The organism is Klenkia brasiliensis (genome assembly GCF_900100695.1).
GTDB classification, from domain to species: Bacteria; Actinomycetota; Actinomycetes; order Mycobacteriales; family Geodermatophilaceae; genus Klenkia; species Klenkia brasiliensis.
In genome coordinates this window covers 89,925-116,220 of sequence record NZ_FNCF01000003.1, presented here as the reverse complement: position 1 = coordinate 116,220, position 26,296 = coordinate 89,925, and the positions used below count along the sequence as shown (strand labels likewise).

The window sequence follows — 26,296 nt, the reverse complement described above, 5'->3', positions numbered from 1 at the left end:
TTAGGCCGAGAGCCACGACACAATGCAAGGGTCACCAGCTTTCCGCTCGCAGCAACTCGGCCGCTAGCCCGGCGATCACCACGACGGCAGTGCAGCAACGAATAGTCCGATCGCTAGCCCCGGGGCCAAAGCGATCTCGGTCTTCAGCGACCCGCCACGAGCCACCGCGCGGATCGACTGCAGGAGGGTGACGACGGCCCAGGCAAGGAGACCAGCGATGAGGCCTACCGCGCTCGCGAACCCCAGCCCGAGGCCCCCCAGTGCCGCCAGGCGGACATCGCCGCGGCCGGCCCCGGCATAGCGCCAGGCGGCCATGAGGGCCCCTGCCATGAGCAGGGCTCCGCCGAGCCCCGCACCCCAGGTTCCCCATGAGTTGGCGACGACGGCGCCCGCCGTCAGCAAGACGAAAACAGCCACCGTGGCGTGGCGCACCAGCGGGGTGGGGATGCGGCGCGCGATCGAGTCGCACCAGGCAATCGCGGTGAGGGCCAGGGACCACACGATCAGCGCCGGGAGAAGCGCGAGGTTCTCCCGGGAGGCCGTGAGACCGACCGCGGCGGAACCCAAGCCGAAGCCAGTGGCAGCGCAGAGCAATGAGTGCCACCGCGGAAGGGGCCGGCTCCAGGTCAGCTGACCGAGGCCTCGGCGAACAAGGAAGGGCGTGACCAGCGCGCCGAGCAGTCCGCTGATCAGAACAGCCGTCATGGGGGCGTCTGTCACCTACATGTCCTGTCGGAAGCGATGAGTGCGCTGGTCACGCCGTCGTCACGCGAGTTGTACAGCGGAATCACCGTTCGTGACCTAGAGGTGCTTGAAACCACCCCTGGATGTCACTGGACCGGGTGACGTGGCACCTGAACCCATTGCTCCGCGCAACACGCGGCGCATGCTCCCGAGCCAATGGGGATTGGAGGAAGGTGCCGCAGCATGACGCCTTCGCACGTCGTGGCTGCCCGCTGCGCGCTGATGACCTTGCCTCTTGTCCTCGTTGGGTGTTCCGGGAACGCAGACTCCGCCCGACCGACCGCGTCGTCGACTCCGGTGTCGTCAGCCTCGACGTCCTCCGCCGCTCCCGAGCAGCAAGCGGCCGCCGAGGCGGTCGCGCTCGTCCAGGTCTACTGGCAGACGGTCGACCAGCTCTACACCGACCCGAGCCTGTCCATCGACGGCTTGTACGACGTCGCGGTGGATCCGGAGGCGACGTCCGAGGCAGCAACCCTCCAGGCCTTCCGCACGAGCGGCTACACCCAGACAGGGCAGTCGCGCGTCGTCAGCACGACGACCGGTGCCGTCGATCTCGACAGCACAGGTGAGGCCGGCGACCTCCCGACCGTCCGGGTCACCGCATGCATAGACGTCACGCAGGTCGGGGCGACCGACACGAACGGTGCGTCGGTCGTTGCGCCGGACCAGGCGCCCTACCTCGTCGCCGACATGACGATCGTCAACATCGCCTACCCCGACCCTGCGGCGTGGAGGGTCAGCTCAGCCCCGAACACCCAGGCGCAAGCATGTCCTGGCTGAGGGCTGCCCTCGTCGGCCTGCTGCTCCTCGCCGCCGTCATGCCGGCTTCAGCAGCTTGGGCTGCTCCTGCCGAGTGCCAGCAGTACACGTCCCACGGGTTCTGCGTTGTCACGGCCGGCACCGACGGGCAAAGCGGACAGCCCTCGAGCCCACCACCCGCGGACGGCACCGGCACGACGGCAGCCGTGGCCTGCACGGACACCAGCCTGGGCGTGACCGTCGACTGCTCGTCCGCGGCTGGCTGGTGGTCGCAGGCCAAGCAGTGCTACGTCAGCTCCCTGCAGGACCCTCCGGACTTCAGCTCCCCGATGTGGGGCGGGCACACCGACGGGGCTCTCTACTACTGCACCCCGTTCACCAACGGGGTCTCCTTCCCCGGCACCAACGGGTACACCTTCTGGTCGGCGGCGCCTCCCGCAGGCCCCGCTGCTGTCGACCCGGCAGTCCTGGCCCAAGATGCGCTGCGTTCCGTCGTCCTCCCGTCGCCGACGGCTGGGCGCTACCCAGCCGGGACGCTGGCCGACGGGCGCCCGTACACCGTCGTGAACGCCCACACTTGGTACTGGACGAACCCGGGGGGGTACCGAGCGACGTCCGCCCGGGCTGATGCCGGGGGTGTCTGGGCCGAGGTCACCGCGACCCCGACCGCGCTCACCTTCAGCCCGGGAGACGGCGCCGCAGCAGTGTCGTGCGCCGGCCCGGGAACGCCATGGCAGCCAAGCGCCGGGGTCTGGAGCCCCTCTCCGACCGGCTGCGACTACCGCTATCCCGGCTCGTCGCTGGGCGAGCCCGACGGGAAGGTCACCGCCGTGTACGGCATCCAGTGGTCGATCACCTGGACCTCCTCGACAGGAGCCACCGGCACCCTCCCGCAGATCACGACGTCGTCGACTGCGGAGTTCGCCGTCGTCGAGGCGCAGACGGTGGTGACCCGGTGACCGCTCAGATGGACGCACGACCGGCCACCGGGCCGACCACCAAGGATGACGAGTTCCCGTCCATCGCTCCGGTCCAGCTGACCGCAGCCGCCAGGCGACGGGTCAGCCGCAAGACGTTGTCGCTCGCCGTCCTCGTCGTCCTGCTCGGCGGTGTCCTGGCCTACTCGGCCGCGCAGATGCTCACCACCCGCACCGATGTCCTCGCGGTAGCCCGCGACGTCCCGGTGGGTGCCACCCTCACGGCGGCGGACCTGGTCGTCGCCAGCATCCCGGCCGATCCTGCACTCACCCCCGTGCCGGCAACCGACCTGTCCGACGTGGTCGGCATGGTCGCAGAGGTCCCGCTCACCCAGGGCACCCTGCTCACGACCGGACAGATCGGCACCGGCAGCGACCTGACGGCCGGCCAAGTACTTGTCGCCTTGCCGCTCCAAGAGGGCCAGTTCCCTGCCCGCGGGCTCAGCCCGGGCCAGCAGGTCCTAGTGGTCCCCACCCCGGGGACCAACGGGGTCACGGCCGGTGCCACCACCGACCAGCTCCCGGCCCCCATTGAGGCAACGGTGGCTGAGGTCGGTCCGGCCAACGCCACCACGCAGGTGACCGTCGTCGACGTCCGCGTTACCCAGGACGACGGTGTCGCCGTCGCCGAGCTCGCCTCGACGGGCAACCTGGCGATCGTCGTGCTCCCGGACGGCGCCTGATGCTGATCGCGGTGACGTCCGGCAAGGCATCGCCGGGGGTGACGACGTCGGTCTGCGCCCTCGCGGCTCACTGGCCGCGCGCGCTCCTGCTCGCCGACTGCGATGTCGCCGGGGGCGACATCGCCCCTGGCCTCATGGCCGGGCGGGTGGGCGCGGACACCGGTCTGCTGTCGTGGTCGACCGTCGTGCGGAACGGAGTCGGAGCCTCGATGGCCGCCTCTGCTCTGTTGAGCCACGCGGTGCAGGTTCCCGAGCACCCGATGCTCGGTCTTCTCCCGGGCTTCGGGACGGCGGCGCAGGGAGGGTCCTTCACCGCCGATACCTGGGAGCGCCTGGCCGCTGCCCTGGGAGCCGCGGAGGCATCGCTCGGTCGAGATGTCCTGGTCGACTCTGGCCGCCTCGTCAGTGACCGGGGGTGCTGGCCGGTCTTCCGGCAAGCGAACCATGTGCTGCTCGCCGCCCGCCCGAGCGTGAGGTCGGTCCATGCGGCCCAGGACGCGGTGCGCCGCATCCGGGCCGAGCTGGGCGACCTCGCGACCGTCTCGGTGCTCGTCATCGGTTCCGGGCCCTATTCCTCGGCCGAAGTGGCCGGCGCACTCGACCTGCCCCTCGGTGGAGAACTGCCCAATGACCCGGGCACAGCGGCGACGCTGAGCGATGGGTTGATCGGGTCGCGGCGTGCCCTTCGGCGTTCTCCCCTCATGCGGGCTGCGTCGGGCCTGGCCCAGCAGTTGGCCGCGCGCCACCGAGCGTCGGTCCCCGCATGACTGCACAGATCGACGTCCCAGCGCCTGACCTCACCGAGGGCGACTACCGGGTGGTCACCGAACTCCGCCAGCGGGTGTCCACCCGGCTGAGTGCGGAAGACCGCAACTACGCGCCGGGCCCCCGCCGCGAGCTCACCCGGAAGCTGATCGGCGACGAGTACGCGCAGTGGCTTCTGCACGAGGCGACCAACGGGCGTCCGGCGCCGGCCGTGCAGCTCGAGGACAAGATCGTGGCCGCCGTCCTCGCCGAACTCGACGGACTCGGGCGGTTGGCCCCGTTGCTCTCCCGACCCGATGTTGAGGACATCCACTTCGAGGGCTCCGAGCCGACCATGCTGCGGACCGTCGACGGCTCCCTGGTGTCGGGCCCAGCGATTGCGTCGTCCGACGAGGAACTCGAGCAACTGCTGCGGGCCATCGGCTCGCGGTCGGACGGGGGACAGACCAGCCGCGAGTTCTCCTCCGCCAGCCCGATCCTGAACGTGCGTCTACAAGGCGTCACCCAGCTCGGCGCGCGGTTGCAGGCCGCCATGGACGTGCTGCCTCGGCCGGCCGGCGTCATCCGGATCCACCGGTTCGCTGACCCGAGCCTTGCTGACCTGCACCGGATGGGGATGCTGGACGGTCCTGTCCGTGCCTTCCTCGCGGCGGCGATCCAGGCCGGGGTGTCCCCACTCGTGTCGGGAGCGCCCGGGGTCGGCAAGACGACCCTGATGCGAGCCCTCGGCAACGCCATTCCCTGGAACAACGTCGTCGTCACGGTCGAGGACGAGCGCGAGCTCGGACTGCACCTGCCGCGTTGGGACGACGCCCAGCACCAGTACGTCTCCCGGCACGCCGTCTGCCGACCCTTCGAGTCGCGACTGGCCAACGCCGAGGGCCGGGGTGCCTTCGACATGGGCGACGCGCTGCACCTGGCGCTGCGCGCTTCGCCCACCTGGGTCCTGGTGGGGGAGGTCCGCGGCGCCTACGTGACCTCACTGCTGGAGGCGGCCACCAGCGGCATCGCGTCGGTCATGTGCACCATCCACTCACCGTCCGCCGACGGGATCTTCGACAAGGTGCTCATCAACGCGCTCAAGGCGCACCCGGCACCGTCCACCGAGTTGGTCCTGCGCTCGTTGGCCGCGCTTGGACTGGTCGTCCACGTCGAACGCGACCGCTCGTACAACAGGTTCGTGTCGGGCATCTACGAGCTCGGCGCAATCGGGGACTCCGGAAGGCCGGACCTGAACCCGGTCTTCGCTCCCCGCGCCGGGGATCGACGTGCCGAGGGCACCGGGGCGGGCATGCTCAGCGAAGCGCTCCGCGAACGGCTCGGCTCGGTCGGCTTCGACCTCGGCTGGCTCCACCCGGCTGCCTCCGACTGGCGCACGTCCGAGCGCGTCGAGGTGGTCCGATGAGCGGCGGGACCTGGCTAATGGTCGTCGCGGGGCTCCTCGTCACGGGCGGCGTCGTGCTGACCATCGCGGCCGTCCGCGGTGTGACGCTGGGGCCCTCCAGAACCAGACGCAGGAGCGAAGCACCACTCAGGTTCAAGCGGTTGCACGGCGCAGCTGTGGTAGCCGGGGTGCTGGTGCTGGCGATCACCGGCTGGCCGGTCGCCGCACTCGCGACCGCAGCCGCGGTGGTGTTCGTCCCCTCGGTCATCGGTGGGGGCAAGGAGTCCCGGCAGTTGATCGCCGTGTCCGATGCCCTGGCGGACTGGACCCGGCGGCTCGCAGACCTGATCAGCTCGGGTGCAGCCGGCTCCACGCGGGAGGCGCTACGCCGATCCCTCGACTCGGCGCCGCTCGCCGTCCGCCCCGCCGTCGCCGACCTGGTCAGCCGCATGGGTCCGCAGGGGGTCGAACCGGCGCTGAGGAGGTTCGCCGACGACGTCGGGGACCCGGCCGCGGACAAGATCGCGATGGTGCTCATCCTCCGCGAGCGCAACGGCGGGCCCGGGTTGGCGGAGGTACTCACCGCACTGGCAGCAGACCTCGACGAACGGTCTCGAATGGTCCGGGAGGTCGAGGCCGAGCGGGCTAAACCGCGGTCCAACATGCGCACGATCGTCATCACCACCGGGCTCGTCGTCGTCGGCATGCTGCTGTTCGCGCGGACCTTCCTGTCCGGCTACTCAAGCCCGGGCGGTCAGCTCGCGCTCCTGGTGGTCGCCGCTCTGTTCGGCGCAGCCTTGCGCTGGATGCGGTCACTGTCCGCGCCTCCGACCTGGCCACGGGTGCTGGCCGACCGATCCGCGGGGACGACCCCGTGAGCGCCCTCCAGCTGGCGACGCTGGCCGGGATGCTGCTGGCCGGGGGCGTCGTGCTCGTGGTCCGTGCCCTCCGCCCGGCACCGCCGGCTCTCAGTGCGGCGCTGGAGCAGCTCGCAGTGCGACCGGGCAGCCGTGTTCCTGCCGTTGATGATGCCCCCTCCCGGGCGGGCCTGATGCCAGGCCGATGGATCCGCGCTGTGGAGGAGCGGCTGGGTGTCAGCGACGCCGATCTCGCCATCCTGGGGAGCAGCCGGACCGAGCTCGCTGTCCGCAAGCTCAGCCTGGCCCTGGTCGGGCTGCTGGCTCCCGCTGCCCTCGGCGTGCTCATCGCTCTCGTCGGTGGGCCAGCGGGGGCGGTCATCCCCGTCGCCGCAGGTCTCGGGCTGGCATCGGTCGGCTGGTTCCTGCCCACCGCCGAGGTGCGCGAGAGAGCTCAGCTCGCTCGTGCCGAGTTCCGAACCAACCTCGAGTGCTACCTGACGCTCGTCGCGGGTGAACGGCGTGCGCGCGGTTCGGTAGAGCAGGCGCTGGAGGAGGCCGCCCGGGTGTCGGGCAGCGAGCCGTTCCGGCGCATGCATCAGGCCGTCCGACGCGCCGCCCTCGCCGGCCGCAAGCCATGGACCGACCTACGCGATCTCGGAGATGAGCTAGGGGTGGAGGAGCTCCGCAGCCTGGCGGACATCGCCGCCGTCGCCTCGGACGGTGCCTCGGTCTACAACACCCTGCTCGCGACGGCTCGGACGCTGCGGCACGCCGAGCTGTCCGACGCGCGAACCCGCGCCAACGAAATCAGCGAGCGGATGGCACGTCCGCTGGCACTCCTGGTGACCGGCCTGACCCTCTTCGTCCTCGTCCCTTTCCTCATCCGCATGTTCACCACCGCGACCTGAGCACCGACGCCACCCAGGAGAGATCGATGTCCCGCACCAGCACCCTCGTCGACCGGGCGACCCACGCCGTCCACGTCGGCATCTTCGCCGTCGTCGCCTGGCTGCGTGCCGACGACGTCACCGACGACCGCGGCTCCGACTCGTCGGAGAAGGCGTTCATGGTGATCCTCGCGATCGCCCTCGGTGGCGCGGTGACCGCCGGGGCCGTCGCCTTCGTCACCGGCAAGATCGCGCTCTTCCAGTAAATGCACGGCATGACGACGAACGGGTCGAGGGCAGGGACGGGCACCCTTGACGGGCGTGACCGCGGCTCGTCGAGCGTCGAGTTCGCCCTGCTCTTCCCCGTCCTCGTCATGGTGCTGCTCGCAGGCCCCCAGCTCGGGCTCTGGTACTTCGCCCACGACGCGGCCGAGGCCGCCGCGGCTGCTGGCGCACGTGCCGGCAGCCTGGACAACGCACCGGGCGGGGCCGGCCAAAGCGCAGCCGAGGAGTACCTGGCGAGCCTCGGCACCGGCACGATCACGAGCTACCAGATCGACGAGGTGCGCACTGCGACGTCGGTGACCGTCCACGTGGTGGCCGAGGTCCCGAACGTGATCCCGTTGCCCGGCTTCGTCCCCGTCGTCGACGTGTCGGTCGCCCGAGGGCTCGAGCGATTCACGACATCGGAGACTCCGTGACGGGGCTTCGGGACGGTGAACGCGGATCGGAGTCGGTCGAGCTCGCGATTCTCCTTCCCGTCGCGATCCTCGTGCTCGCCCTGGTCGTGGTGGGAGGCCGCGTCGCCCTGGCAGGGAACCGCGTCTCCGGGGTCGCCGGCATCGCTGCCCGGGAAGCCTCTCTTGCTCGATCTCCCGCTGCTGCCCAGTCGGCGGCGACGGCGGCGGCCACCCAGGCTCTGGACGACCGCGACCTGCACTGCACATCCATCGCGGTCGACGTCGACACCTCCAGATTCTCGGCCGCACCGGGCGCAGGTGCTGCGGTGTCGGTGCAGGTCGCCTGCACCGTCGACCTCTCCGACATCGGCTTCGCCGGCCTCCCCGGCTCACGGACCCTCGACGACGCGGCGACCAGCCCGGTGGACCCGACGCGGAGCACCTCGTGACCCGGCCGAGCAGGGAGCAGGGGTCGGTGTCGGTGCTGTTCTGCTCCGTGGTCCTCGTCGCCGGCATCGTGGTGACCGCACTCGTTGATGCCGGCGCCAACATCCAGGCGGCCAACAGGGCCGACAACGCCTCCGCAGAGGCGGCCAGAGCAGCCGCCATCGCGGTAGGACCCGTACCGACCGGCGGCAGCCGCGACGTCCAGCTCGCTGTGGCAGCGGCCGACGCTTACCTCAGGCAGGCGGGGGCCAGCGGGTCTGTCGACGTCCAGGGACCGGGCCTGGTCCAGGTGACCGTCACCGTCACGGACTCGACGCCGTTGCTCGGGCTCCCGGTCCGCCAGACCCGCACGCACAGCGCCCAGCTGAAAGTCGGGCTCGTCGACGGCGAGCCAGTGCGATGACCGCCGTCATCCGACTCATCCGTGGTCTCGGCGCCCTCGCGGTGCTCATCGGGGTGGTCGTCGGCGTCCCCGCCCTGCTGGTGGCTCTCCACCTCGTGCCGAGCACGGTTCCGTCAATCCACGAGATCGGCGCAGTGCTCAGCGCGCGGGACGACGGCCAGTTGCTGCGGGTGGTCCTCGCGGCGGGCGTGTGGGTCTGCTGGCTGATCTTCACCCTCGCGACGGGTGCGGAGGTCTGGGCACTGATCCGCTCCCGCCCGGCCCCCCGGGTGCCTGGACTGGGCGGCGTGCAGGGCCCCGTTGCTGCTCTGCTCGCGATGGTCGTCGTCGGGCTCAGCCTGTCCAGCGTGGCGGCCCCCCTCGCCGCCAGCGGATCGGCGGCCCGACCGCCGTTGCCTGTCGCAGCGATGAGCGTCGCGCTCGCTGATCTAGGTCACCGGCAGGCCGCTCCCGTGGTCGCCAGCGCAGAACCGAGTGCTGGACCGGAGTACGTGGTCCAACGCCGCGACACGCTGTGGGCGCTCGCCGAGCGGCACCTGGGTGACCCGCTCCGGTACACGGAGATCGTTGCGCTGAACCAGGGGCGCATCGGACCGGACAACCAGATCGCGTCGGGCACTGCGCTGACCCTCCCGGCCGACGCGGCAGGTCTGACGGCGTCGCCGTCGGTGCAGCGGCCCGGGGAGGGTTCCTCCGCTGTCGACGTCGTCGTCGAACCCGGCGACACCCTGTGGTCCATCGCCGAGGACGCGCACGGGGACGGCGAGACCTGGCCGAGCGTCTGGGCCGCCAACGCCGGGCGCACCGAGGCCGGGGGAGAGGTCTTCGACGACCCCGACCTGATTCGTCCTGGCTGGACGCTCACCGTCCCCGCCATCGCGGGCGTTGGCCCAGCTGGGCCCGGCGGGACCGGGAGTACGCCGACGCCAGCTCCTCCGCCGGCGAGCCCCACCGCGACGCCGACGGCCAGCCCGACCACACCCCCTAGCGCGACCCCGTCGCCGACGTTCAGCCCGTCCGTGACCCCCACCGCGGCCCCGACGACGACTTCGACGATCGGAGCCCAGCCGACCGCATCGGCCGGCCCGGATGCCCATGCGACTGCGCCTCGGCCCGACGACGGGACAGAGACCCCGTCGGAGGGCAGCGTGGCGCTTGCTGCGGCGGCTGCGGCTTCGTCCGTGCTCGGAGCGGTATCCCTCCTGGCCTTCCGCCGTTACAGGCGCCGGCAGTTCCGGCATCGCCAGCCAGGGCGCGCCGTACCCATACCGCCCCCGGAACTCGCGTCCGCGGAACGCATGCTCGTGGGCGCCGAGGGGGTCGACGTCGCGTTCCTCGACAGAGCCCTGCGGAGTCTGGCCCGACCCGGATCCACGCCGGCAGCGACACCCGACGTCCTCGCCGTCTGCATGTCGGCAGACACCGTGAGGGTGCGCCTTGCGCACCCCGCCCATGACGCACCGGCACCGTGGGCAGTGGACGCGGAGGGTGTGCGGTGGTCCCTCGGCCGGGACACCGCAGTCGTTGGGTCGCACGGCCCCGCCCCGTTCCCGGGTCTCGTGTCCATCGGCCGCTCACGCCTCGGCGAGCACTGGCTTCTCGATCTTGAGCGGGTGGGCGTTCTCCGCGTCGCGGGGCATCCTGGCCGCGCTGCCGATCTGCTTCGGTACATCGCAGCCGAGCTCGCCCACAACAGCTGGTCGGAGATGCTCGAAGCCGACGCCGTGGACCTCGGCGCCGAGCTGGCCACCCTCAACCCGGACCGCCTTCGCATGCACGGCACAAGCAGGGACGCGATCGACCGCTTCGAGAGGAGCGCGCAGGAGCGCTCGGCGGCCATCGCCGCGGGGTCGGCCGGCGCGCTCCAGGCCCGCGTCGACGACCTCCTACCCGACGCCTGGGCGCCCCGGGTCCTGCTGCTCGGTCACGGGTCAGACGCGACAGGCCACCTGGAAGAGGCCCTGCTCGGGGTCGGGCAGCGGATGGGCTTGGCGGTCGTGATGGCGACGGACGCGGATGGCCCGGGCATGCAGATGACGATCGACCGCGACGGCGTGATCTCGGTGCCCGAGCTCGACCTGCAGCTAGAGGCACACCAGCTCCCCGTTGGGGAGGCGGCCGCGCTGGCTCAGCTGCTGGCGCATGCAGCCGCTCTGCCGGGCGACGTCGGGACTCCCTCAGCGTCGACGCAGGATGCCTCCGGTGGAGGTCACTTGCAGGCGCACGAGGAGGCCGAGGCGACGGGGAACGACCGACCCCAGGTCGTCGACGGCCTCGTCGAATCAGTACTGCCACTGCCCGACGACACCTACTCGGTTGCGGCCGCGACGACCGCGCGGGACGTGCTGGTGCTCGCCCCGGCCACGACCCCAGCTCGGCGGGAGGACGCTGCTGCGGCGGACCCTCACCTCGATGAGGACCTTGCCGATTGGGACGACCCGGACTGCCGCCGGCCAAAGCTGACCCTCCTCGGCCCGGTCCGGGTCGACGCGCAGGGGAAGCTGCCGGAGCGCAATCCGCGGCGGCAGTTCTACACCGAGGTGGTCGCCTACCTCGCCACCCGGCCGGACGGCGCCACCAGCGAGCAGTACGCCACGGCACTCTGGCCAGACGAGCCCGACGTCATCGGCAAGACGAAGGTGCGCCAGTCCATCTCCGTCGTCCGCAGCTGGCTCGGGGCGGGCGAGAACGGCGAGGACTACCTGCCCTCCGGACTGACCACGGCCGCCGGCGGCCGCTACCGCATCACAGGTGCGCTCGTGGACTCCGACCTCTTCAGGCGCTTGCGGACCCGAGCACTGGCACGCGGGGCGGACGGAATTGCCGACTTGCACGCGGCGCTGGGCTTGGTGCGAGGTCGGCCGCTTGAGCTGCCGGACCTGCGCGTACGCGGCGTCGGCGGATACGGCTGGCTCCTCGACGACGGCGGGGACCGGATGGACCTCGAGTTCGCCGCGATGGTCGTGGACGTCGCCCACCTCGTCGCCACCTACCACCTCGGGAACGGCGAACCCGACAGGGCCGTGAGCGCAGCGAAGGTCGCCCTGCAGTCAGAGACCTTCGAGGATGTGCCGCTGCTTGACCTGGTCGCGGCCTGCGACGCCCTCGGCAACCGCGCCGAAGCGGACGCCTACGTCCAGCGAATCCTCGCCAACCACGACGCCGAGGTGGAGGAGGACCTGCCCCCGCGGACTGCCGCGATCCTGCATCGGCGGGCCAGAGCGTGACCGCTGATTGATTGATGCTGTTCGTCGGGCCGGTGGTGGCGTCGGCGTACCACAGACCCCGGTATTCGGTCCTGCAAAGGCCGGCCCACAACCTGGTCCGAAACCGGTCGCCCGTTACAGGTGCACCCCGGTGAGCACGAGAGCCCGGTCGTAGGGCAAGTCCTCCATCGCGAATCGGACCCCTTCACGTCCGATGCCTGACCCCCTGGTACCGCCGTAGGGCATCTGATCGGCCCGGTAGCTGGGGACGTCACCCACGATGACGCCACCGACCTCGAGGTCACTGTGGGCGCGAAACGCGGCGGCGATGTCGTGGGTGAAGACGCCGACTTGGAGTCCGAAGTCAGAGTCGTTAACCGCGGCCAAGGCCTCATCGAGTCCGTCGACGGCGCGCAGGGACAGCACCGGGGCGAACACCTCCTCACGGTCGACGCGGGCGCCGGGGGGCACGTCGACCAGCACGGTGGGTTCGAGGCGGGCCTGGGTGCGCCCGCCGCCGGTGAGTGCGCGGGCCCAGCCGTCTAGGTGTACCCAGCCATCACGTTGGTGCCAGCCGGCTGATCGGGGCTTGCCGCCGAGTGCTGAGTGGCGGCGTTGAGTGTTGTAGTGCTCGAGCCAGCCGGCAAGGGTGGCGGTGCGGGCGTCGTTGCTGGTGAAGGGCTGTCGGTAGGCCCACTCGGTGGCCAGGGTGCGGTTGAGGCGTTCGACCTTGCCGTTCTGCCAGGGGCAGTGCGGGCGGATGAACTTCTGCCGGATGCCCAGCTGAGCGCACGCGCCCTTGAGTGAGCGCCGGTAGGCCCAGGCGTTGTCGGTGATCAGGCGTTCGATGCGGGGGATGCCGTGGTCGGCGAAGTAGCCGGCCGCGCGGAGCAGGAATGCTGCGCAGGTGGCGCCGCGTTCGTCGGCGGGGCTTCGGAGTAGGCCAGCCGGGAGTACTCATCGACCAGGGAGTGCACGTAGTCGAAGCCCACCTTCGTTGCTCGGTCGCGGCTGGTGGAGCCTGCGGCGCGGCCGTGCAGGCGCCAGCCGCCACCGTCGGGGATGCGCCCGAGCTTCTTGACGTCCATGTGCACCAGCTCGCCGGGCCGGTCACGTTCGTAACGGACCGCGGTCTGCTTGGAAGAGCGGATCAGTTCCCCGCTGATCCGGTCCAGCTGGGCCAACCGGGGGCATGCCCTCCCGCGCCAGCACCCGCGACACCGTGCGGGCGGGCACCCCGGTGGCCTCAGCGATCCCATCGGGCCGGCAGCGCAGGTCCCGGCGGGCGGCGAGCACCGCAGCGACCGCCTCAGCCGGCGTGGCCGTGGGGTGGGTGTGCGGGCGGGAGGACCGGTCGATCAGGCCAGTCGCGCCCTCCTCGGTGAAGCGGGTCACCCAGGTGCGCACGCACTTGCGCGAGATGCCCTTTGCCGCCGCGATGTGCGCCAACGGCCATCCCGCCGCAGCGCGCTCGACGATCAGCAACCGGCCCATCGGGGTGGTGCGGGCATTAGCGTGCGACACGAGGACCTCCGGGCGGATGTGGGCCTTAGACAAGCCACACCCCACCCGGAGGTCCTCCCACGATCAAGCGGCCCGGCCGTTACCAACGTCCTGGCCGGGTACATCTAGGGCCTCGGTGATCCAGGCGTGGGCACGCTGGGCGGCCCGTTCGTCGATCATCGGGCCCAGGGTGGTGTCTTCGGCCTCGGGGTCACCGAGCACCTGGGCTTGGACTTCGGTGACGACGAAGTCGCGCAGCTGGTCGAAGACGCTGCGGTCAGCGATCGCCCGTTGCACGGAGATGCAGGATTGGCCGGCTTGGCCGACGCCGAACGTCGCGATGCGTGCCGCGGCGTGCTGCAGGTCGGCGGGGGTGTTCCAGTCGGCAGCGACGACGACCGCGGCGTTGCCGCCAAGCTCAAGGGTGACGTGCTTGCGGGGCACACGGTCGCGGATGCCCCAGCCGACGGGACCGGACCCGGTGAAGGACACGACCGGCAGCCGCGGGTCGGCGACGAGGGGGTCCATGCGGTTGTTGGGCACGGTGAGGATCGACCAGGAGCCGGCCGGCAGGTCGGTCTCGGCGAGCAGGTCACCGAGGAACAGCGCTGACAGCGGGGTGGCCGGGGCGGGCTTGAGCACGATGGGTGCGCCCACGGCTAGAGCTGGGGCGACCTTGTGGGCAACCAGGTTGAGCGGGAAGTTGAACGGGGTGATGCCCAGGACCGGTCCTCGGCTGACCCGCCGGTTGAGGGCGATGCGGCCTTCCCCGGAGGGATCGGTGTCCAGGCGCTGCAGGTCACCGACCCAGCGGCGCGCCTCCTCGCTGGCCAGGCGGAACGTTGCGGCGGCGCGGTCAACTTCGACTCGGGCCCAGCGGATGGGTTTGCCGCCTGCGGCGACGATGACCGCGGAGATCTCCTCGCGGGACTCGGTGAGCCGGCGGGAGACGTGGGCGAGGGCGTCGGCGCGGCGGTGTGCGGGCAGGCCGGCGAACTCAGCGGAGACGTGGTGTGCGGCGGCGATGGCGGTTTCGACGTGCTCGGGGTCGGCGACAGTCACGTGCCCAGCGGGGTCACCGCCGTCTGGGCGGTTGACCGGTTGGGTCTGCGATCCCCAGGCCTGGGCGCCGGCGACGCGGATGGGGGTCGTGGTGGGCTGCACTGGGGTCCCTTCGGTCAACTGCCGGGCATGACGACACCGCAGGTGGCCGACCCTCGGCGGGTCGGCCACCGGCGGTGGTAGGTCAGGCCGAGACGGCCTTCTTCTCGCGCTTGTCCTGCAGCAGCTGCAGTGCCTGGATGAGGTAGGTGCGGAACACCTCGTGGTTCTCACTCATCGGGAAGTGCCCGATCGCGGGCATGTAGATGAAGGACCCGTTGGTGATGGCGTTGGCGGTGCGCTCGCTGTCCTCGGGGGTGGTGAGGTAGTCGTACTCGCCGGTCATCATCACCACCGGGCACTGCTCGCCGTCGATGTCCCCGAGCTTGCCGCGCAGGTCGTGATCGACGGAGTAGAAGTGCAGGTCGCCCTTGAACGCCTCCGAGCCCTGGGTGTAGTAGAACCAGGTCTTCCACCGGTCGGCCTCGGGGGACTGGGGGGCCATCAGGTCCCAGGTGCCGCTGGCGCAGACCTGGGCGGCGTTGGCGTGCGGGTGCTGCCACCAGTCCAGGTAGAAGCCGGGGGAGTAGTCGGCGCCCTCGACGCTCAGGACGCCGGCGAACCGGTCGGGCCGGCGCAACGCCAGCTGCAGGGCCACGTTCCCGCCGAAGGAGGAGCCCATGAAGATGGGGTTCTCCAGCTCGAGGGCGTCGGCCAGGGCGACGATGAAGTTGGAGTAGTGGTCAGCGGAGAGCTGGTACTCCTCCTTCCACCACTCGGTGTTCTCCGGCGGGTCGGACTTGCCGTGGCGGGGCAGGTCATAGGCGATCACGCGGTAGTTGGCGGTGATCTCCTCGTCCTCCAGCAGGCCGCGCCACTGGTGGTTGTGGCAGCCGGCGGTGTGCTGGCACAGGATCGGCTGGCCGGTCCCGTTCTCCAGTTAGAAGACCTTGTACTCCAGGCCGTTGACGTCCACGGTCATGTAATGGCCGGTGACCGGCGGGATCTTGCTGTTGCTCATGGTGGTTGTTCCTTCCTCAGACCGGGGAGCCGACGGCGCGCAGGAGCTCGACCTCGTGGCCACCGCGCTCGGCGCCTATCTAGGCGACTAGCTATTCAACTAGATCAACTACGGCACCCGACCGTGGCGGCCGGAGACTGCACATCGGAGGGCCAGCGCTCCGCGTAGACCGACCAACGAAAGGCAGGGTGGGCCAGAGGCCCACCCTGCCTTTCTCCCCGTAGTGGAGGCGAGAGCCAACTCGCCGCCGTACTACAGCCCAGCGGCTGCCCCGGTGGTGGCAGCCGCGCAGCCCATTCCTCGACCCAGGTCTGACTCAGCGACCAGAGATCTTGTCGGCGATGCGCGCGATCGGGGACGTTCCGGGAGTGCCGCCGAACTCCTGACGATCGGCCGCCCGGTAGGCCACATAGAGGCTGCGAACGCCGATCCACCGTGCCGGCTCAGGCTCCCAGCCTCGCACCCGACGATCCACCCACGGCAAGTGCGCCAGGTCGGTGTCATGGCGCAGAACGAGGTCCCGCAACGTGCGGCCGGCAAGGTTCGTGCCCGTGACTCCATGACCGACATAACCGCCGGCCCAACCAAGACCGGTCGTGTGATCGACCGACACACTTGCGCACCAATCGCGCGGGACGCCCAGGACGCCAGACCACGCATGGTCAAGAGCAGCGTCGGCGGCGGCTGGGAAGTACTGCTGCAAGACAGCGCGCAGCTGCTCCTGGGTAACACGATGGGTGTTGCCCCCATCATCGGTACGAGAGCCGAAACGGTAGGGGATTCCGCGGCCGCCCAGGACAATCCGACCGTCCGCCGTGCGCTGCATGTAGCAGAACGAGTGCGCCCCATCCCCGACGAGCTCGGCTGAGTCCCAGCCAATCTGCCCCCAGACGTCAGCTGGGAGGGGCTCAGTGACGACCATGCTGCTGTTCATCGGCAACCAGACGCGCTTGGCGCCCTTGAGCTGGGCGGTGAACCCTTCAGTGGCGCGGATGACGTAGTCAGCCGTGACCGTCCCCTGCGCGGTGACCGCTTCCCGTGGACGGATTTCCGTCACCCGGGTCTGCTCGAAGATGTCCACGCCGAGCCTCTCCACGACGTCGGCCAATCCGCTAGCCAGCTTGGCCGGCTGAATGCGCGCGCAGTGCGGGCTGAAGTGCGATGACAGACCGCCACCCAAACGGATCCGCTGAGCTGTCTCGGCCGCCGTCAGCTCGATGAGGTCATCGGGCCCCCAGCCGGCCTTGCGCAGCGCCGGCAGGTGCTCGCGCAGGCGCTTCTCCTGAGCTCGATTTGTAGCGACGTGCAGCAGTCCGTCCTTCTGGATGTCTGCGTCGATACCCTCGGCTGCACAGACGTCGATCACCTCGTCGACGGCAGTGAACATCCGCTGCTGGAAGTCGATCGCGGCGGCCCAGCCATGCTGCGCGGCATACCGACGCAGCTGTCCCGGCGGCTCAGCGCTCAGCCACCCGCCGTTACGCCCCGACGCGCCGAAGCCTGCGAACTCGCTCTCGAGGATGACAACCCGCAGGTCCGGTTGAGCCTTCTTCAGGTAGTAGGCCGTCCACAAGCCGGTGTAGCCAGCCCCCACGATGACTACGTCGTACCGGCGGTCTCCCGGCAGGGAGGGCCGCGGCGTGGGCATCCCGATCTGTCGGTGCCAGAAAGAGACGTTCCCGTTGACGAAGTCGGGAGTGCGGGGCGCGGTTGTCATAGCTTCCTACTCAGTTCGGAGGGACGTCGCTGGTTCTGCTCGGCAGTCATCAGGCGTCGAGGGGGTTGCGCCGCGGGCCGGGGCGACTGCAAGCACGGCAGACCGGCGGCCAAGTCCGTCGGCCAAGGTGAGGCCCGTGCCCTACTGGAGCGGACTGGACCCAAGGGTTGGGAGGATGGAGGTCTGGTCCGCCGACCCGAGCCACACGGTCGTCGAGTTCGGGGCTCGAACCCCTTGCTACAGCGCCCAAGGTAGGCCGCAGAGCCTGGGAGCCCTATGAGCCTCCACCACGAATAGTCGCTACTTGTTGTCCACCAGTACGAGCAACGGACGACCATCACCGTACGAGCCAGCGCTCGTTCTGCGGCTTACCCGTGGGCTGGGATCACGGGTAGATCGCCGGCCAGCTCGCAGCCCACGAGCACGGGTCAGACGAGAATCCGACTCCGCCGTGCATGTCCGGGCCAGGAGCTGGCCTTCGGGACACCGCTTAGGAGCCGCCCGTGAGACGCCATGCTTGAAACGCAACCCAAGCTGCGGACAAGTCAGAGGAACGGCGCAGATCCAAACCGGTCAGCTCCTGTACGCGCTTGAGGCGATACGAGAGCGTCTGCCGATGAATCTGCAGTTCATCAGCCGTGTCTTGCCATCTTCTATCGTTGCGCAGGTAAGCGAACAGGGTGGCCCGCAACGAGCTGGACCGCTCATCATCACCGGCCAACGGTCCAAGCACTCTGCTGACGATGTCATCAGCCTCCTTTTTCGACCGCGTCAACACCGATACCGAGGATCCTTCGTAGGCCGCCCAGCCCTTGGCCTCTTCTGTGGAGGTCAGCACCTTGCCTGCTTCGACCGCCGCGGCTCGTGCGTCCGCGATATCGGTGAAGACCGAGCTGATCCCAGCGGTCGTCACCAGGTCGTCCATAGCCCCTCGAAACGAACCCAGCTCATCCGCTGGCACTAGAGCTAGGTCATGAACCCTCCCGGGTCCGACCAGTACCGATAGCTGCAGGCAGGCGCTAGCCCTAGCCATGTGCGGCCCGACAGCCTTGCTGACGGCAACGAGATGAAACCCCTCAGAGAGCTCGTGGGGCGACAAGAAGGTTCGTAGAGCGCGCGCATCTGCAGTCCCGTTGAGGACTGCGTGCATGAGACGGGCCATCACCTCAGATCGCCTGTCCGCAGCGTCGAGGAGTCGGTCCACCGCACTGCGCAAGACCTGGAGCAAGTGGACCAGCAGGAAGCTGTCGAGAGGCTCCCCAGGGAACTCGCTCAGAACTACCTGCGCGCGGTGACGACCCTCCAAGGGGTAGGAACGGACCACGTCACGGATGCCATCCAGTGACCCCTCCGGCTTGGCCGATGAAAGCAAGGACAGTCCGGTGATCTGGTCAAGGACGTCAATCCCGATGTTGAGCTGAGCCGCCAGGTCAGCCACAAGCGAGGTGGCATTGCCGTCCGCGGAGGCGGCCAGGTGGTACAGCTTGCTGAGCGCGAGGACCTGAAGGGTCTGATCGGTGGTATTGGCTGCTGCCACGTGCCGCGCGACCACCGCATACGACGTTCGTCGGCCCGCCAGGAGGATCGGGAATTGCCTGCGGTCGGCCTCTGCCAACATCCGGCCAGTCAGTTTGGGCGCGACGTCATGATCGCCGATGACCATCCCGGCTAGCCCGGCCTCATCTAGTCGCGCCACAAATTCGACTTGTTCACCGGCCAGCTTGGGGACGCACAACCCGACGGTCATCAGCAGCTCGTGCGGACCAAGCCACTCCACCGGATCGGCCATCTCGCAGCTGTGGGCCCACAAGATCTCACGCATCTGCCCAAGCCCACCAGCGAGGACACTGATGTCGAGGCTGTGCGCCCCCACGATGTCGGCCACTGTCAGGACACGTCCGCGCATGCGACAAAGTTAGCCTCACGTATAGCTCGACGGTCAGATTCATAGCGTCTGCTAGTTCCTCGGGTTCACTCCGCCCCCTAGCGTCTGGCCCGGCGAACCGCCGAGCCCCAGGGTCGCCGCGGACTGCCGCTCAGTGAGGCGATGCCCGACCCTGGCTGATGCGCCAGCCACCCATGTCTGACCACGACAACGAGGTGCACAGATGACGCATTCAGCCCAAGGCTCCGTGATCGGATCCCGGAGGACCCACTCCGCATGCCAGGCGCGACGAGCATGACCAGCTTCGACGACGGCGACCTCGCATGGCCCCCGGCTCAGCCGGTCCCCGCAGAGCGGGTGCTGTCGGGAAACCCCCACACGAGCACGGTCCGCCATCACCAAACCGAACACGCCGAGTTCGGGCGATGGACGGTGACCCCCGGGTCGTTCACCACGGTGAGGGACGGCCAGGACGAGTACATCTACGTCATCGACGGAGACGGCGACCTGGTCTCCGCCGACGGTGTCGTAACTCGTCTTGGGCCTGGGGTGTCAGCAGTGCTGGCTGATGGTTGGGCTGGCCGATGGGACATTCGCACCCCGCTCACCAAGGTCTACACCCTGATCAACACTGGCAAACGCTGAAGGCAGCGCCACGCTGGCTCAACCGGGCCGACGTAATGCCCAGCCAGTGCACCCTCATCCTCAGCCCCGCGGCCGATGGCGAGCGGCCCTTCGGCTATCGGGTACCGAGCGGTCAGCACGAGGCCTCAGGCGAGCTGCGCCGACTGGATCGGTGGGCCGGCCTCGCCATGTCGCCCCGCCCACCATCGCACTCGAGAACCAGCCAGCAGCGCCTCATCTTCAATACCAGGAGGACACGTGATGGCTACGCCGTACTGGATCGCTGGCGAAGCAAAACTAGGTGATGACCCCCTAGAGGTCTTCTCCCCATATGACGGCCGGGCCGTCGGTCGCACCACGCTGGCGGTGCCGCAGGATGTCGAGGCAGCCATCGCCACCGCTCATCAAGCCCAGGCCGCTTGCGCCTCTGCTCCAGCGCACGTTCGTGCCGCTGCTTTGGACCACGTGTCGCGGGAGCTGTCGACGCGCGTCGAGGAGATCGCCGCAGTCCTGACCGCCGAATCAGGCAAACCGCTGAAGTGGGCCCGCATCGAGGTCGCCCGGGCATCCTCAACCTTCCGCTGGGGAGCCGAGGAAGCTCGCCGGTGGTCAGGCAGCGTCCAACGACTGGACACCGACCCGTCGGCAACCGGTCGCATGGCCCTCGTTCGCCGTGCGCCTCGCGGCCCTGTGCTGGGCATCGCACCATTCAACTTCCCGCTGAACCTAGTCGCCCACAAGGTCGCGCCAGCAATCGCTGTGGGCACCCCGATCGTGCTCAAGCCCGCCCCGGCAACCCCACTTACGGCACTGCTGCTCGGCGAGATCCTGGCCGAGACCGACCTTCCGAAGGGGGCGTGGTCAATTCTTCCCGTCACCAATGACGTGGCCAGCGTGATGGTGACCGATCCGCGACTACCCGTCGTGTCCTTCACCGGGTCGGTCCCCGTGGGCTGGGCGATACGCGACGCCGTTCCCCGCAAGCACGTCACCCTGGAGTTGGGGGGAAACGCTGCCGTCGTCGTAGCCCCCGACCAGGATGAGGACGACCTCGCCCATGCAGCGGCGCGTATTGCAACCTTCGCCATGTACCAAGCCGGCCAATCCTGCATCTCGGTGCAGCGCGTATTCGCCCACCGCGAGATCGCGGAGCAGCTCACCACCAAGCTCGTCGAGGCGGTGCAGCAGCTAGGTACCGGCGACCCCGCAGATGACACCACCGACGTAGGGCCCCTGATCGACGAGGTGGCCGCACGCCGAGTCGAGGTATGGGTTGAGGAGGCAGTTGCAGCTGGCGCCACCCTCCTCACCGGTGGGACCAGGTCCGGTGCCGCCTACACCCCGACCGTGCTTACCGATGTGCCCCGGGACGCCAAGGTGTCCCGAGAGGAGGTCTTCGGTCCTGTCGTCGTCGTGGAGGCAGTCGACTCCATCGACGAGGCTTTCGACCGAGTCAACGACAGCCGCTTTGGACTGCAGGCCGGCGTTTTCACCCACAACCTCCAGTTGGCGTTCCGCGCCGCTCACGAGCTCGAGGTCGGAGGCGTGGTCATCGGTGACGTACCGAGTTTTCGGGCCGACCAGATGCCGTACGGCGGTCTCAAGGACTCCGGTTCGGGCCGAGAAGGTGTACGTGCAGCCATGGAGGACCTCACCGAGGAACGGGTGCTCGTCCTAACCGGGGTCGCTATCTGAATTGTTGCTGCCTCCGCGGACCTGTGGGCGGCCCGCTGTCAGCTCCTCATCCGTCGCGGCATTGGAACGAACACCCACTGTCGTCATTCCTCCTCTGGCACGTGCATGCAAGTCGGTAACGGGGTGTGATGCCCGGACAGCGTCAGACAGATCGCTGCAGGAACCGTAGGGTTGAGGGCTCAGCGACGAGACGGAGAGGGTCGACCATGAGCCTGGGTCCAGAGTGGCACCGAGTCACCGGTACGTCTGTCACCCAGCTCAGGGAACCAGCCGCCTACTCACAGGCTGCGGTCGATCTAATGCAGTGGACCCTGGGCCAGATCGAACAAGCGCACCACGCCTCAGATGCCGGTGCTGCCGAGCTCCGCCGAGTTCTTGCTGAAGCGAGGTCGTCCCGGGGTGGTGGCGAACCGTTCAGTTCCTAGATTGGCCGGCAACACGCCTGCGCTGCCGAGAATCCCGGACGAACTGGTCCATCCACCGATCCAACCGAGGCTGATCACGGCCGATGAGTTCGGATGAGCAAGATCCAGTAGCGCGGGGAACCTAGGACCTGAGCTCATTGAAGCCGGATCCGCGGCCCCCGTGACCGCGGATCCGGCTCGTAGAGAGGTTCAGTCAGCGAGCACCCAGAACTCGCGGAACCGGGTGTGGAACGTCCACGTCGACATGTGCCCCTTGGGCAAGAAGGCGGCGTCGCCGGCCTTCACCTCGATGGCACTGCCGTCCTCGAGCTCAATCCGTGCCTCGCCTTCAAGGACGTAGATCATCTCGTTCGCGGTCAGCTCATAAGTCGTCTTCGCCGGGTCGCACTCGAAGAATCCGCATCCTCGCGAGCCGTTGGTGTAGTCCTCGTGCAGGGTGAAGCCGCGCCCGGCGGGCTCTCCGCTGTGCACGATTACCCCCTCAGGTTGCCAGGTCTCGAACAAGGCTGAACCTGCGCTCGCCGACTTCAACTCGGCCATGTGGATCCTCCAGTGCATCGGGCGGAAGCCTCAATCCTGACCAACTCTGGACGTGCTGAGATTGCGAAATCCAGCAACCTTGAGCGCGCATTTGCACCCTCGGTGCATGGTCCGGACTGTCGGGCGGCAGATGTAAGCCCGTCACCCCATCGCTAGGCGCATGGTCTGAGGCCGGCACCGGACCTCAACCTAGGGCGGGGGAGAGGGCTGGCGGTCGGGCCCCATCGCGCGATGACCGAGCTCGCCCCCCATCGCTTGCGCGTGCCACCCCACGTGACTCAGCTGCGTCCCACGACGCTTGACCACGTGAGTGGGTGCCTTACGTGCGGCAACGTGAGCTGCGACTACACCGAGCCAGCTACACCGAGCCGGGCCACGGGGTGCGATCAGCTCACCGCCGGCGATTGCTGAGATGAGCAATCAAGAGCGCACATTTTGCAGGGAAGAGGACATGTAGGGACATGTGATCACTCTCATACTTCCCGCGCTGGCCACCGCTAACGAGGAGAAGAAATGACGTCAGACGTCACCGATGGTGCACGGGACGGCCACGAAGAAACCGGTCATGGGGAGCTGAGCGGCCTGCAGCAGGGCACGCTGAGTCTGCCCAAGGCCCTGGGTCTTGCGGTCGTCACCTTCAGTCCCGTACTCATGGCCGCCACCGCACCAGCTCTGGCTGGTCCGGTAGCGGGTTCCAGCGCCTGGTTGTCAGTCCTTGCCGGAACAGTTCTCGTCGCGTTCATCGGCCTGGCGATCGTGCCCTTCGCCCGGCGCTACGTGGTGTCTGGCGCGCTGTACTCCTACATCGACAACGTGCTCGGGGTAAAGGCCAGCACCCTGGCGGGGGCTTCGCTGGCCGTCGGTTACGCAGTCGGGGTGATTGTTTGCCTCCAGGTGTTCGGGGTGTACACCGGAAGCTTCATCGCCACCGTCTTCGACCTGCCCGCGGCCAACGGCCTGGGCGGTCAGACAGTCATCTACATCCTCACCATGCTCAGCATCACCTGGTTCGCCATCCGTGGGCTGGATACCTCCACCCGACTGAGCATTGGCCTCCTGTTCGTCTCCGCGCCCATTGTGGCCTTGGTCCTCATCGCGAACGTCTTCACCGACGGGTTCACCTTCGCTGACCAGTTCACGTTCACCGACTTCACGTGGGGTGGGTTCTTCGCCGGCATCGTCCTGTCGGCCACCTTCTTCGTCGGCTTCGAATCCAGCGCAGCGACCGCTCTGGAGACCAAGAACCCGATGCGCACCATCCCCCGACTCATGACCTTGGTGCCGGTGATCGTCGGTGGCGTCGGGCTAGTCGCCACGCTCCTGACCGTGCCGGTCCTGCCGGCCATCGCCGACGCCACTGCGGCTGGTGAATCGCCCCTGTCGGCGATGGCAGACAACGCAGGGCTCGGCGTCCTGGCGCCGGTAGCTGACCTGTTCTTGGCCATCACCTGCTACGCCGTCGTCCTCGGGTTCATGAACTACGCGCCCCGTGTGTGGGCCACGATGGCCGTCGACGGACTTCTCCCGACCGCCCTAGGACACGTCGATGAGAAGCGTCGGACCCCGGTCCGCGCGATCGTTCTCGTGTCCGTGATCTCCACGATCGTCCCGATCGTCCTGGCAGCAGTCAGCGGCGGCACTCCACTCGACGTCTACGCCCACGTTGCCACGCTGTACCCGTACTACTGGGTCATCCCGTACATGCTGATCTGCGTCGGGGCGATCGTCATGCTCGGCCGCCGGCACGAGCTCAAGGCCGGAACGGCGATCGTCGCCGTCATCGGCGGAGCTGGCTTCGGCTACGTGTGGCTCAGTGCGGTTCTCAACCCCACCGGGACGTCGTTCGACGCCATGACATGGGCGGCTCCGATCACCATCGCCCTCGCATTGCTCATCGTCGTGCCCATGCGCATGAAGGCACATCGCGACACCAGCCGCACCCCCAAGAAGTACGCCGGACTCCACCAGGACGACTGAACACGACCGCACCCAGAACGCGCCAGGCCGGGAGACCCTCGGGAGCGCCCCAGCTCATCGGCTGGCAAGCGGCAACTGCACGAACTTGCTGACGACAGCAAGTCTGGGGCCCTACCAGTAGCCACCTTCCTCAATCGGAGGTGCAGTGGAAGGGTTGACCGTCACTGACCTCGGCTCGGCCACCACCTTGTGGTGGCCGAGCCGAGGTCCGTTCAGCCTGGTGCCCCAGCAGAACATCCGTTGCCTCGGCCACCCCGATTGATTACGCGCCGCAGCAGCCCGGCGCCACCGACATGCCTGCGCGAGCCCGAGCGATGCAAAGACCCCCGGCGCAGGTGGTGTAAATGGGGCATCCCGGTCGACTGCCGCTGCCATTGTGGCTCTCTACATATGGGGCAGCGGCCCATCGTTGCGCCGACCACCTATCGGCGGCGCCCGAAGCGTCGAGCCGGTCAGCCTCCTCGGAATCCGCAACCAAGACGACGTCTTTGTCTGCCCAGGGCAAGCCTGCAGAGCAGGTGGTCAATCAATACTTACGTCCACACGCCTCGGATTCGGTGACGCCACGCCACCAGGCAGCGTCGCCGGGACAGTGCAGCGTGCCACGACCAGCGGTGAATTGTTCTGGAGAGGGCCTTGTGACGAACAACAGCGGTAGTGCGGTGCTGCAGCCGGAGCAGGAGATGCTCAATTGGGGGCGTCTCATCCTGGATGGAGTCCCCTACGCCGACCTGGTGAGCGCCCGGGATCGTGACCCGTCCGTGACGTGGTTCGAGCACTGGATGCAGACGGCTGCCAACTACGAGCGACTCGGCGAGACAGCCGAGTCCCGTGGGCACACCATCAGCGCCGGCGAGTACTTCGTCCTGGGCTCGCTCGCTGCGCAGTACGCCCAGTTCCTGTGGTTCGACGACCGACGTCGAGCCGGCCAGGAGCGCAAGGTAGAGCTCTACCGCCGCGCAGCCCCGCTGCTGAACCCGCCGGCGGATCGGTTCGAGGTCACCGTGGACGGTGCCACCGTCCCTGGCTACGTCCGAACCCCCACGACGGGCGAGGGCCCGTTCCCCACCGCAGTGCTGCTGGGCGGTCTCGAGTCCACGAAGGAGGAGAGCTACCAGTTTGAGCAGCAGCTCCTGGCCCGCGGCATTGCCACGGTCACCTTCGACGGCCCCGGACAGGGCGAGATGTTCCCGGAGGTCCCGCTGCGCGGTGACTACGAGCGTTACACCTCCGCAGTGGTCGACTACGCAGAGAAGCTCCCAGAGGTCGATTCCTCGCGCATCGGCGTGGTCGGTCGCAGCCTCGGCGGGCACTACGCCCTGCGCAGCGCCGCCCTGGATGACAGGTTCATCGCCTGCATCTCCTGGGGCGGGTTCGCCGACATGGATTCATACGACGACGAGACCCCGATGACGAAGGAGAGCTGGAAGTACGTCACCGCGTCATCAACCGATGAGGAGTCTCGCGAGCGGGTCATGACCCTCATGGACGTCCGCTCCGAGCTGCACAAGCTACGCGTCCCGACCTACATCCAGCACGGTATGCACGACGAGGTTCCGGTGAGCGAGGTCGAGGTGGTCAAGCAGCTGGCGGTCGACGCCCCCCTGACCATCGTGATCGAGCCGGACGGGGACCACTGCTGCCACAACCTTGGGCCGCGTCCGCGCATCGAGATGGTCGACTGGCTCGAAGAGCAGCTCAAGCCGCGGTCCTGAAGGACTGCTGAAGACCGCGCTGCCCTCCACCGCCGCCCGGTGGAGGGCAGCGCCCTTTTCATGTACGCCCCCCTTGGCCAGCCCATCGCTTCATGCCGCACGCTCTGTCCTGCCGCTAGGCGGTCAGCGGCCGCGCGGATCGCTATGAACGGCTGCAGAGCATTTCCTGTGGTCGGCGACCCCTGGGGGCTCGTGTGTCCGAGCCCCCTGATGGTCCGGCCTCACCTGGTCAGCTCTCCCGTGCGGCAAGGTGGCACCCCGCGATTGCCACGGACTGGGTGCTCAGTCGGCCACAGCA

22 protein-coding genes and 2 pseudogenes are annotated in these 26,296 nt (G+C 68.7%); 16 read left to right on the top strand and 8 right to left on the bottom strand.

The window, feature by feature from the left end:
* Positions 1-75 precede the first annotated feature (75 nt).
* Positions 76-720, bottom strand: a complete 645-nt coding sequence (locus BLT39_RS09190) for a hypothetical protein (protein ID WP_091062053.1) — start codon at positions 718-720, stop codon at positions 76-78.
* Positions 721-927: 207 nt separating this feature from the next.
* Here BLT39_RS09190 and BLT39_RS09185 point away from each other — a divergent pair, with 207 nt between their 5' ends.
* The 12 genes from BLT39_RS09185 (at position 928) to BLT39_RS09130 (ending at position 11,816) form a co-directional block, all read left to right on the top strand.
* Positions 928-1,524, top strand: coding sequence for a hypothetical protein (locus tag BLT39_RS09185; RefSeq protein ID WP_131801444.1), 597 nt, complete (start codon positions 928-930; stop codon positions 1,522-1,524).
* Between the two features lie 212 nt (positions 1,525-1,736).
* Entirely contained in the window at positions 1,737-2,462 is a 726-nt protein-coding gene (locus BLT39_RS09180) for a hypothetical protein (protein WP_242658276.1), read from the top strand.
* On the top strand, positions 2,459-3,163 hold the full coding sequence (locus BLT39_RS09175; protein WP_242658275.1) for an SAF domain-containing protein: 705 nt from the start codon (positions 2,459-2,461) through the stop codon (positions 3,161-3,163). Before BLT39_RS09180 ends, BLT39_RS09175 begins: the two co-directional genes overlap by 4 nt.
* Positions 3,163-3,930, top strand: coding sequence for a CpaE/TadZ family protein (locus tag BLT39_RS09170; protein ID WP_091062046.1), 768 nt, complete (start codon positions 3,163-3,165; stop codon positions 3,928-3,930). The genes BLT39_RS09175 and BLT39_RS09170 overlap by 1 nt, the downstream gene beginning before the upstream one ends.
* The gene (locus BLT39_RS09165; protein ID WP_091062044.1) at positions 3,927-5,333 is read left to right on the top strand and encodes a TadA family conjugal transfer-associated ATPase; all 1,407 of its coding nucleotides are present in this window, start codon (positions 3,927-3,929) and stop codon (positions 5,331-5,333) included. The genes BLT39_RS09170 and BLT39_RS09165 overlap by 4 nt, the downstream gene beginning before the upstream one ends.
* Positions 5,330-6,190 carry a type II secretion system F family protein gene (locus BLT39_RS09160; protein ID WP_091062042.1) on the top strand — a complete coding sequence of 287 codons (861 nt, stop codon included), beginning with the start codon at positions 5,330-5,332 and terminating at the stop codon, positions 6,188-6,190. Before BLT39_RS09165 ends, BLT39_RS09160 begins: the two co-directional genes overlap by 4 nt.
* On the top strand, positions 6,187-7,080 hold the full coding sequence (locus BLT39_RS09155) for a type II secretion system F family protein (RefSeq protein ID WP_091062040.1): 894 nt from the start codon (positions 6,187-6,189) through the stop codon (positions 7,078-7,080). Before BLT39_RS09160 ends, BLT39_RS09155 begins: the two co-directional genes overlap by 4 nt.
* A gap of 26 nt (positions 7,081-7,106) precedes the next feature.
* Positions 7,107-7,325, top strand: coding sequence for a hypothetical protein (locus BLT39_RS09150; RefSeq protein ID WP_091062037.1), 219 nt, complete (start codon positions 7,107-7,109; stop codon positions 7,323-7,325).
* A gap of 9 nt (positions 7,326-7,334) precedes the next feature.
* Entirely contained in the window at positions 7,335-7,760 is a 426-nt protein-coding gene (locus tag BLT39_RS09145) for a TadE family protein (RefSeq protein ID WP_091062926.1), read from the top strand.
* Positions 7,757-8,188 (top strand): TadE/TadG family type IV pilus assembly protein, encoded by a 432-nt coding sequence (locus BLT39_RS09140; protein WP_165640217.1) that lies wholly within the window; start codon positions 7,757-7,759, stop codon positions 8,186-8,188. Before BLT39_RS09145 ends, BLT39_RS09140 begins: the two co-directional genes overlap by 4 nt.
* A 26-nt stretch (positions 8,189-8,214) precedes the next feature.
* The gene (locus tag BLT39_RS09135) at positions 8,215-8,589 is read left to right on the top strand and encodes a hypothetical protein (RefSeq protein ID WP_091062924.1); all 375 of its coding nucleotides are present in this window, start codon (positions 8,215-8,217) and stop codon (positions 8,587-8,589) included.
* Positions 8,586-11,816, top strand: coding sequence for a LysM peptidoglycan-binding domain-containing protein (locus BLT39_RS09130; RefSeq protein WP_091062033.1), 3,231 nt, complete (start codon positions 8,586-8,588; stop codon positions 11,814-11,816). The genes BLT39_RS09135 and BLT39_RS09130 overlap by 4 nt, the downstream gene beginning before the upstream one ends.
* A 114-nt stretch (positions 11,817-11,930) precedes the next feature.
* On the opposite strand, the pseudogene BLT39_RS09125 reads toward BLT39_RS09130, so the two are convergent.
* The 6 genes and pseudogenes from BLT39_RS09125 to BLT39_RS09100 all read right to left on the bottom strand — a co-directional run.
* Positions 11,931-12,317, bottom strand: a pseudogene (locus tag BLT39_RS09125) (aldehyde dehydrogenase family protein); the annotation flags it as partial.
* A 37-nt stretch (positions 12,318-12,354) separates the two neighbouring features.
* Positions 12,355-13,319, bottom strand: a pseudogene (locus BLT39_RS09120) (IS481 family transposase).
* A 63-nt stretch (positions 13,320-13,382) separates the two neighbouring features.
* Positions 13,383-14,531, bottom strand: coding sequence for an aldehyde dehydrogenase family protein (locus tag BLT39_RS09115; protein WP_242658273.1), 1,149 nt, complete (start codon positions 14,529-14,531; stop codon positions 13,383-13,385).
* A gap of 13 nt (positions 14,532-14,544) precedes the next feature.
* A complete protein-coding gene (locus BLT39_RS09110; RefSeq protein WP_278246976.1) occupies positions 14,545-15,312 on the bottom strand; it encodes an alpha/beta fold hydrolase in 768 nt (255 codons plus the stop codon).
* 424 nt (positions 15,313-15,736) lie between these two features.
* Positions 15,737-17,137 carry an NAD(P)/FAD-dependent oxidoreductase gene (locus tag BLT39_RS09105; RefSeq protein ID WP_091062031.1) on the bottom strand — a complete coding sequence of 467 codons (1,401 nt, stop codon included), beginning with the start codon at positions 17,135-17,137 and terminating at the stop codon, positions 15,737-15,739.
* Between the two features lie 490 nt (positions 17,138-17,627).
* Positions 17,628-19,022: a helix-turn-helix domain-containing protein gene (locus BLT39_RS09100; RefSeq protein ID WP_165640216.1), complete on the bottom strand. Its 1,395-nt coding sequence runs from the start codon at positions 19,020-19,022 to the stop codon at positions 17,628-17,630.
* 294 nt (positions 19,023-19,316) lie between these two features.
* Here BLT39_RS09100 and BLT39_RS09095 point away from each other — a divergent pair, with 294 nt between their 5' ends.
* Together BLT39_RS09095 and BLT39_RS09090 are read left to right on the top strand one after the other, a co-directional pair.
* Positions 19,317-19,667, top strand: a complete 351-nt coding sequence (locus tag BLT39_RS09095; RefSeq protein WP_165640215.1) for a cupin domain-containing protein — start codon at positions 19,317-19,319, stop codon at positions 19,665-19,667.
* 240 nt (positions 19,668-19,907) lie between these two features.
* The gene (locus tag BLT39_RS09090; RefSeq protein WP_091062920.1) at positions 19,908-21,341 is read left to right on the top strand and encodes an aldehyde dehydrogenase family protein; all 1,434 of its coding nucleotides are present in this window, start codon (positions 19,908-19,910) and stop codon (positions 21,339-21,341) included.
* A 614-nt stretch (positions 21,342-21,955) separates the two neighbouring features.
* Here the strand turns inward: BLT39_RS09090 and BLT39_RS09085 are convergent.
* Positions 21,956-22,306 (bottom strand): cupin domain-containing protein, encoded by a 351-nt coding sequence (locus BLT39_RS09085; protein WP_091062918.1) that lies wholly within the window; start codon positions 22,304-22,306, stop codon positions 21,956-21,958.
* A gap of 513 nt (positions 22,307-22,819) precedes the next feature.
* Between BLT39_RS09085 and BLT39_RS09080 the strand changes: the two genes are divergently transcribed.
* Together BLT39_RS09080 and BLT39_RS09075 are read left to right on the top strand one after the other, a co-directional pair.
* Entirely contained in the window at positions 22,820-24,283 is a 1,464-nt protein-coding gene (locus BLT39_RS09080) for an APC family permease (protein ID WP_091062026.1), read from the top strand.
* Positions 24,284-24,921: 638 nt separating this feature from the next.
* Positions 24,922-25,998, top strand: coding sequence for an alpha/beta hydrolase family protein (locus BLT39_RS09075; RefSeq protein ID WP_278246962.1), 1,077 nt, complete (start codon positions 24,922-24,924; stop codon positions 25,996-25,998).
* Positions 25,999-26,296 lie beyond the last annotated feature (298 nt).

Bases quoted from the DNA above. Each gene is read 5' to 3' on its own strand.
- BLT39_RS09185 (WP_131801444.1), top strand. From the start codon at position 928: ATGACGCCTTCGCACGTCGTGGCTGCCCGCTGCGCGCTGATGACCTTG.
- BLT39_RS09170 (WP_091062046.1), top strand. From the start codon at position 3,163: ATGCTGATCGCGGTGACGTCCGGCAAGGCATCGCCGGGGGTGACGACG.
- BLT39_RS09165 (WP_091062044.1), top strand. From the start codon at position 3,927: ATGACTGCACAGATCGACGTCCCAGCGCCTGACCTCACCGAGGGCGAC.
- BLT39_RS09160 (WP_091062042.1), top strand. From the start codon at position 5,330: ATGAGCGGCGGGACCTGGCTAATGGTCGTCGCGGGGCTCCTCGTCACG.
- BLT39_RS09150 (WP_091062037.1), top strand. From the start codon at position 7,107: ATGTCCCGCACCAGCACCCTCGTCGACCGGGCGACCCACGCCGTCCAC.
- BLT39_RS09145 (WP_091062926.1), top strand. From the start codon at position 7,335: ATGACGACGAACGGGTCGAGGGCAGGGACGGGCACCCTTGACGGGCGT.
- BLT39_RS09130 (WP_091062033.1), top strand. From the start codon at position 8,586: ATGACCGCCGTCATCCGACTCATCCGTGGTCTCGGCGCCCTCGCGGTG.
- BLT39_RS09105 (WP_091062031.1), bottom strand. From the start codon at position 17,137: ATGACAACCGCGCCCCGCACTCCCGACTTCGTCAACGGGAACGTCTCT.
- BLT39_RS09095 (WP_165640215.1), top strand. From the start codon at position 19,317: ATGACCAGCTTCGACGACGGCGACCTCGCATGGCCCCCGGCTCAGCCG.
- BLT39_RS09090 (WP_091062920.1), top strand. From the start codon at position 19,908: ATGGCTACGCCGTACTGGATCGCTGGCGAAGCAAAACTAGGTGATGAC.
- BLT39_RS09085 (WP_091062918.1), bottom strand. From the start codon at position 22,306: ATGGCCGAGTTGAAGTCGGCGAGCGCAGGTTCAGCCTTGTTCGAGACC.
- BLT39_RS09080 (WP_091062026.1), top strand. From the start codon at position 22,820: ATGACGTCAGACGTCACCGATGGTGCACGGGACGGCCACGAAGAAACC.